The following is a 7,137-nucleotide window of genomic DNA, read 5'->3' on the forward strand; positions in this document are numbered from 1 at the left end:
CGAATAGAGAACAACAATGCTACGTTCCCTCAACACCCGCGCTGCGCTGATCACGACGCTCGCCGCGGCCGGCATCCTGATGGTGACGATGGGTGCCCGGCAGTCGATCGGGCTCTTCGTGTCGCCGCTCAATACCTCGACCGGACTCGGCATCGCCAGCATCAGCTTTGCGCTGGCGGTGGGTCAGTTCATGTGGGGTGCGATCCAGCCGGTCGCCGGCGCGGTGGCCGACAAATACGGTCCGGGCAAGGTTCTGGTGGCAGGCGTGCTGGTGCTGGCGCTCGGCAGTGCGCTGACGCCGTGGATGGACTCGAGCTTCGGGCTCGTGCTGACGCTCGGGCTGCTGTCGGCGGCCGGTTCCGGCGCGGGCAGCTTCTCGGTGCTGATCGGGGCGGCGGCGCAGCGCTTGCCGCTTGCGGCGCGCGGCACGGCGTCGGGCGTGATTAATGCGGGAGGCTCCTTCGGGCAGTTCGTGTTCGCGCCGGTGTTGCAGAAGCTGATCCAGGCGCTCGGGTGGATGGGCGCGATGTGGTCACTAGCGGTGATGGTGCTCGCGGCCTTGCCGTTGATCCGCGTGCTGGTCAAGCCCGGCACCGAAGCGCCGAAGCACGCCGCGGCGGACGGCAAGGGGCTTGGACACGCGGTGCGCGAGGCGCTCGGTGACCGCAGCTATCTGCTGCTGCATGCGGGCTTCTTCACCTGCGGCTTCCATATCGCCTTCCTCGTGACGCACCTGCCGGGCGAGGTTGCGCTCTGCGGCTTGCCGCCGGGGGTCGCGAGCTGGTCGCTGGCGATCATCGGTCTCGCGAACATCGCGGGCAGCCTCTACGCCGGGGCCTGCATCGCACGCTATCCGAGCAAGTACGTGCTGGCGGTGATGTACGCGTCGCGTGCGTTGCTGGTGGCGGTGTACCTGATGGCGCCGAAGACGGCGATGACCTTCTACCTCTTCGCGGCGGGGCTGGGCTTCACGTGGCTCGCGACGGTGCCGCCGACCGCGGCGATCGTCGGCAAGCTCTTCGGCGTGCGCTACCTCGGCACGCTGTTCGGGCTGACGCTGCTGTCGCACCAGATCGGTGGCTTCCTCGGCGCATATCTGGGCGGGCTGGCGATCGTGCGCTTCGGCGACTTCAGCTGGATGTGGTACGCGGACATGGCGCTCGCGGTGATGGCGGCGCTGGTCAATCTGCCGATCCGCGAGGCTTCGCCGCGGCAGGCGCTGGCTCCGGCCTGAAGCCGGCAGCCGTGATGGAGTCGCGGTCGCTGCCTGAAACTGCGCTGAAGCGTTACCCAGCGGCGTCCGCTTCGCCACAGTGGGCGAGGATCTCCTTGCGTGCCGCGTCGCGCAGTGCGACCGCCGCGCTCCAGTCCGAGCCCCGCGGCGCGATGGGGCGGCCGATGGTCAGTGCGACCGATCCGCGCCGGGGTAGCCACACACCGTCCGGGAGAATCGTTCGCGTGCCCCGGATCGTCAGCGGCAGCACGGGCAAGCGGGCGTCGCACGCGGAGAGAAAGGCGCCGAGATGGAATTCCTGCAGTCCGGCGCGCGCAGTGAAGGTTCCTTCGGGAAAGTAGAACAGGGAAGTGCCGGCGCGTGCGCGACCCGCAAGGCGCCGAGCCGCATCGACGCTGTCCTGTAGCGCGAAGCGCTCGATGAACTCGGCACCGAGGCCGTGCAGAAAGGATCCGGCGATCGGGCTGTCGAGCAGCTCGCGCTTGGCGACGAAGGTGAAGGGGCGCGGCAGCGCCACGGTGGCCACCAGCCCGTCCAGATAGCTCGCGTGGTTTGCAACGACGATGCAAGGGGCGGTCGACGGGAGGTTTTCACGTCCGCTGACCGTGATGGAGATGCCGGTGAGCGCGGCAAGCAGGCGCACGGCGCCGCGCGAGATCCGCCAGGCGAGGGCCGGGTGTCGCACGAGCACGACAGCGATCCACACGGGAACCGCGAGCAGCAGCAGGATCACCCACGACCAGCCGCCCCACAGTGCGTCCGCGCCGCGCCGGAGGAGACTCGTTGCGCGCGCGCGGGCAGCCCTGGCTGCGATTCTCAGCAGTTGGACCCGCACGCTGCGCTGGCGGCCCAGGTCGCCGCTTTGGTAGAGATCGCGGGTGGCGGCGCGGCGGATCTTGCCGCTGGATGTTTTCAGGACGCTGTGCGCGGGCGCAAGCACGACTTCGTCGAGCGGCACGCCGAGCAGCTCCGTTGCCAGGCCTTCGATCGCACGGCGCAGTTCGCGCCGCTCGCCCGCATCGCTGACGCGCGTCTCGACGACAGCGACGAGCCGCTCGCTGGCCATGGTCGCGTCCGGCGCGCCGAAGACCGCGACGCAGCCCCTGCGGACGTTCGCCAGCGTGCCGATCGCCTCTTCGAGTTCGTAGGGATAGAGGTTGCGCCCGCCGCGAATGATCATGTCCTTGACGCGGCCGGTGACGAACAGCTCGCCGTCGGCGAGGTAGCCGAGGTCGCCGGTATCGAGCCAGTCGCCGTGGCACAGCTTGCGCGTCTCTTCGGCGTTGTTCAGATAGCCGGCGGTCGCGGACGGGCCGCGGAATTCAATGCGGCCGACGTGGCGCGCGGGCAGTTCCGCGCCCGCCTGATCGACGATGCTCAGTTCGTGCCCCGGCAGCGCGTCGCCGCAGCCGACGAAGCGGATCGCGGCGGCGTCGTCCGCGGCGGCGGGGACGGCTTCGTTGTCGCGGAAAAAGGCCTCGCGTGCGATGCGATCGATGCGCGGGGGCCGGCCGGGGCGCGGCACCGCAAGGCCGACGGTGTTTTCGGCGAGTCCGTAGGACGGCACGATCGCGTCGGCGCGCAGGCCGCAGCGGGCGAGCCGCGCGGCGAAGCGTTCGACGGTATCCGCGCTCACCGGTTCGGCCCCGTTCGCGGCGACGCGCCAGCAGGACAGGTCCAGACCCGCCAGGTCCGGTTCGCCGACGTGCTTCAGCACCAGCTCATAGGCGAAGTTCGGCGCGGCCGAGAGGCTGCCGCGGTAGCGGTGGATGGTGCGCAGCCAACGCGCGGGCCGCGACAGGAAGTCGAGCGGCGACATCAGCACGAGCGGGCTGCCGTTGTAGAGGCTGCCGAGCCACGCGGCGACCAGGCCCATGTCGTGGTAGAGCGGCAGCCAGCTGACGGTGGTGTCGGTCGCGCTCATGCCGATCCTGCGGCTCCAGGCGCGAATGTTCGCGAGCAGGTTGGCGTGGGTGAGCATCACGCCTTTGGGGTTGCCGGTGCTGCCGGAGGTGTACTGCAGCAAGGCGAGGTCCTGCGCGCCGGGGCTCGCCGACGTGCCGGCCCCGTCGGCCTGCGCGAGTTCATGCGGCGTCGCGACGCGCTGCACGGTCGCGCTTTGCGTCGCGAGCAGGCGTCCGACCTTGCGCGCATCGGCATCGGTGATCAGCACCGGCGCGCCGCAGCTGTCGAGGATGCCGGTCTGGCGGCGCAGATGATCTTCGAGCTGCGAGGGGCGGGTCGGCGGATACATCGGTACCGGCACGCCGCCGGCGAGCAGGACGCCGAAGAAGCTGGTGAAGAACTCGAGCGAGGTCGGCAGCATGATCGCGACGGCCTGCCCGGGCGCCAGGCCGGCCTGGCGCAGGCCACCGGCGATGTCGCGCGCCGCATGCAGCAGTGTCTCGTAGGTCAGCGTCGCGGTCTCGACGTCGTCCCGCAGCAGCCGGATGTGGACGCGCTGCGGAATGCGCGCCGCGTGCCAGTCGAGCACTTCGAGCAAGGTCGTGGCCGCGGCCGGGACTTCGACGTCTTCATGCGACATCGCGGCGCCCACGACGCCGGTCGTGTCCGCGGTCTCTGCGGCTTGCGTGCCGTGCAGCGCGGCGAGGAGGTCGCGCGGCGTTTCGGCGACGACCAGGGTTTCCGGCGGCAGGCGCCTTTGCGCGGCACGTTCGAGGCGAGCCAGCAGTTCGACGCGTGCGAGGCTGTCGAGCCCGAGGTCGCGTTCGAGCTGGCTGTCGAGACCCGGCGCGGTGTCCACGTCGGGGTGAAGCTCGTTCAGCAGCTCGCGCACGATGCGCAGCACATCCTCTGCAGCGAGCGACCGGGAAGACGGGTTCGTGCCAGGGCTCATGGGTCGGATCGGCGGGTCGATTCTCCAATCATACAATGCGATGGGGGCATGAGCATGGCATGGGGGCGGGTCGAAGTGCCGCGGCACCGACCGGACGGCATATGGTTCGTTCAGTGTGTGGCTGATGTCTGAGGCGGGTTTGCGGCTTTTGGCTATGCTGAAAGCAGAGGCTGACGGCAGGCCCCGGGTGGCGGAGGAGACATGGAACGGACATCGATCATCCGGAAGACGGCGGCGGATCTGCGGGTCGTGCCGAATCTCTCGGACTACGCGGCGGCCCGTCGCGGTTTCACGTGGGATGGTGCGCGGCAGGCGCTCGCCGGGCTGCCCGGTGGAGCACTCAACATCGCGCACGAGACCGTCGTGCGCCACGCGGGCGGCCCGCTGCGCGACCATCGGGCCTTCCGCTTCCTCGGCCCGCAGGGCGTTCGCGACCTCAGCTATGGCGAGCTCGCGGCGCTGACGGCGCGCTTTGCGAACGCACTGCGCGCGCTCGGCGTCCAGCACGGCGAACGCGTCTTCGTGCTGATGGGACGCATTCCCGAGCTGTATATCGCGGTGCTCGGCAGCCTGCGTGCCGGTTGCGCGGTGTCTCCGTTGTTCTCGGCCTTCGGTCCGGAGCCGATCGCGACGCGGATCAGGCTTGGCCAGGCGGCCGTGCTGGTGACGACCGAGTCCTTGTATGAGCGCAAGATCGCGAAGATCCGGGGGGAGCTGCCGACGCTGCGTCACGTGCTCCTGGTCGGCGAAGGGGGCGAGACGACGGACCGGCCCGGTACCTGCGACCTGGCCCGGCTGATGGCCTCGGCCGCCGACGAGTTCGGGACCGTGCCGACCCGACCCGACGAGCTCGCGCTGCTGCACTTCACGAGCGGCACGACGGGGGCGCCGAAGGGCGCGATGCACGTCCATGGCGCCGTCGTCACGCATTGGGCAACCGGTCGCTACGCCCTCGACCTCCACCCGGACGACATCTTCTGGTGCACCGCCGATCCGGGCTGGGTCACCGGCACTTCCTACGGCATCATCGCGCCCCTGCTGCATGGGGTGAGCTCGATCGTCGACGAGGCGGACTTCGACGCCGAGCGCTGGTACCGCATCCTCGAGGAGCAGAAGGTGTCCGTGTGGTACACGGCGCCGACCGCGATCCGCATGCTGATGAAGGCGGGGCCCGAGCTCGCGAAGCGTTTCAGTTTCCCCGCTCTGCGCTTCGTCGCGAGCGTCGGCGAGCCGCTGAACCCGGAAGCGGTATGGTGGGGCAAGGAGGTGCTGGGCCTGCCGATCCACGACAACTGGTGGCAGACCGAAACGGGCGGGATCATGATCGCGAACCTGCCGGCGCTCGACATCAAGCCCGGTTCGATGGGCAGGCCGCTGCCGGGCGTGGAGGCCGCGATCGTTCGCGAAGGGAAGGATGGCGCCGTCGAGGTCGTCGAGGAGCCGGACGTGGAAGGCGAGCTCGCGCTGATGCGCGGCTGGCCGTCGATGCTGCGCGGCTACCTCGACAACGAGGAGCGTTACCGGAAGTGCTTCTCCGGTATGTGGTACCTCACTGGCGACCTCGCGCGGCGCGACGCAGACGGCTACTTCTGGTTCGTCGGGCGCAAGGACGACGTGATCAAGTCGGCGGGCCACCTGATCGGTCCCTTCGAGGTCGAGAGCGTGCTGATGGAGCACCCCGCGGTGGCCGAGGCGGGCGTGATCGGCAAGCCCGACGCGATGGTCGGCGAGATCGTGAAGGCGTTCGTGTCGCTGAAGAAGGGCTTCGAGCCGAGCGAGGCCTTGCGCATGGAACTGCTCGCGCACGCGCGCAAGAAGCTCGGCGCCGCGGTGGCGCCGAAGGAGATCGACTTCGCGACGACGCTGCCGCGCACGCGCAGCGGCAAGATCATGCGGCGCTTGCTGAAGGCGCGTGAACTGGGGCTGCCTGAGGGCGATATCTCTACCTTGGAGGGTGGCGCATGAAAGCCGATCCCGTCCTGCCGCCCCCGAGCGGCCCGGTGCCGTATGCCGCCGACTTCGCGCTGCACCTGTTGACCGACATGCTGCGCATCCGGCGTCTCGAGGAGAAGTCGGCCGAGCTCTACGGTGCCGGCAAGATCCGCGGCTTTCTGCACCTGTACATCGGTGAGGAAGCGGTGGCCGCCGGCGCGATGCCGGCCTTGACGCCGGACGACAACATCGTCGCCACCTACCGCGAGCACGGCCATGCGCTGCTGCGGGGGGTGCCGATGGACATCATCATGGCCGAGATGTTCGGCAAGCAGGAAGGCTGCTCGCGCGGGCGCGGCGGCTCGATGCACTTGTTCCATGCGGGGACGCGCTTCTTCGGCGGCAACGCGATCGTCGGCGGCGGCCTGCCGGTGGCGGTGGGCCTGGCGCTGGCGGCCAAGCTGCAGAACACGCACCGCGTGACGGCCTGCTTCTTCGGCGAGGGGGCGGTGGCCGAAGGCGCGTTCCACGAAGCGATGAACCTTGCCGCGCTGTGGCAGCTGCCGGTGCTGTTCTGCTGCGAGAACAACCGCTATGCGATGGGGACGGCGCTGGAGCGCTCCGAATCGCAGACCGACTTGTGCACCAAGGCCGCGTCGTACAGCATGGCCGCGCACAGCGCCGACGGCATGGACGTGGTGGCCGTGCATGAAGCGATCAAGGCCGCGGCCGAACAGATCCGCGCCGACCGCCGCCCGGTGTTCGTCGAGCTGCGCACCTATCGCTTCCGCGCTCACTCGATGTTCGATGCCGAGCTCTACCGCGACAAGGCCGAGGTCGAGGTGTGGAAGACGCGCGGGCCGATCCACACCTACTCGGCGCGGCTGAAGGCGCAAGGCCTGCTGACCGAGGAGCAGTTCCTCGAGATCGACCGCCGCGTCGAAGATGAAGTCGCGCAGGCCGTGGCGTTCGCCGAGGCCGGCACGTGGGAGCCGGCCGAAGATCTGCTGCGCGACGTGACGGCGCTTGCCGTTCAACCAGGAGCCGCATGATGGCCACGATCAGCTACCGCGAGGCCATGCGCCAGGCCCTGCGCGACGCGCTGCTGCGCGAC

At 69.6% G+C, this 7,137-nt stretch carries 4 protein-coding genes; 3 read left to right on the plus strand and 1 reads right to left on the minus strand.

What is annotated here, in order from left to right; translation table 11 throughout:
• Positions 1–16 precede the first annotated feature (16 nt).
• Positions 17–1,234, plus strand: coding sequence for an MFS transporter (locus tag VJ673_RS13835; RefSeq protein WP_324126708.1), 1,218 nt, complete (start codon positions 17–19; stop codon positions 1,232–1,234).
• Positions 1,235–1,286: 52 nt separating this feature from the next.
• Here VJ673_RS13835 and VJ673_RS13840 read toward each other — a convergent pair whose 3' ends face one another.
• The gene (locus VJ673_RS13840; RefSeq protein ID WP_324126709.1) at positions 1,287–4,091 is read right to left on the minus strand and encodes an AMP-binding protein; all 2,805 of its coding nucleotides are present in this window, start codon (positions 4,089–4,091) and stop codon (positions 1,287–1,289) included.
• A gap of 201 nt (positions 4,092–4,292) precedes the next feature.
• On the opposite strand from VJ673_RS13840, the gene acsA reads away from it, so the two are divergent.
• Complete coding sequence (gene acsA, locus VJ673_RS13845; RefSeq protein ID WP_324126710.1) at positions 4,293–6,056, plus strand: acetate--CoA ligase; 1,764 nt, start codon at positions 4,293–4,295, stop codon at positions 6,054–6,056.
• Positions 6,053–7,075, plus strand: a complete 1,023-nt coding sequence (gene pdhA / locus VJ673_RS13850; RefSeq protein WP_324126711.1) for a pyruvate dehydrogenase (acetyl-transferring) E1 component subunit alpha — start codon at positions 6,053–6,055, stop codon at positions 7,073–7,075. Before acsA ends, pdhA begins: the two co-directional genes overlap by 4 nt.
• The last annotated feature ends 62 nt before the right edge of the window (positions 7,076–7,137 follow it).

Origin of the sequence: Aromatoleum sp., assembly GCF_035254505.1 — a bacterium.
Classification (GTDB): domain Bacteria; phylum Pseudomonadota; class Gammaproteobacteria; order Burkholderiales; family Rhodocyclaceae; genus Aromatoleum.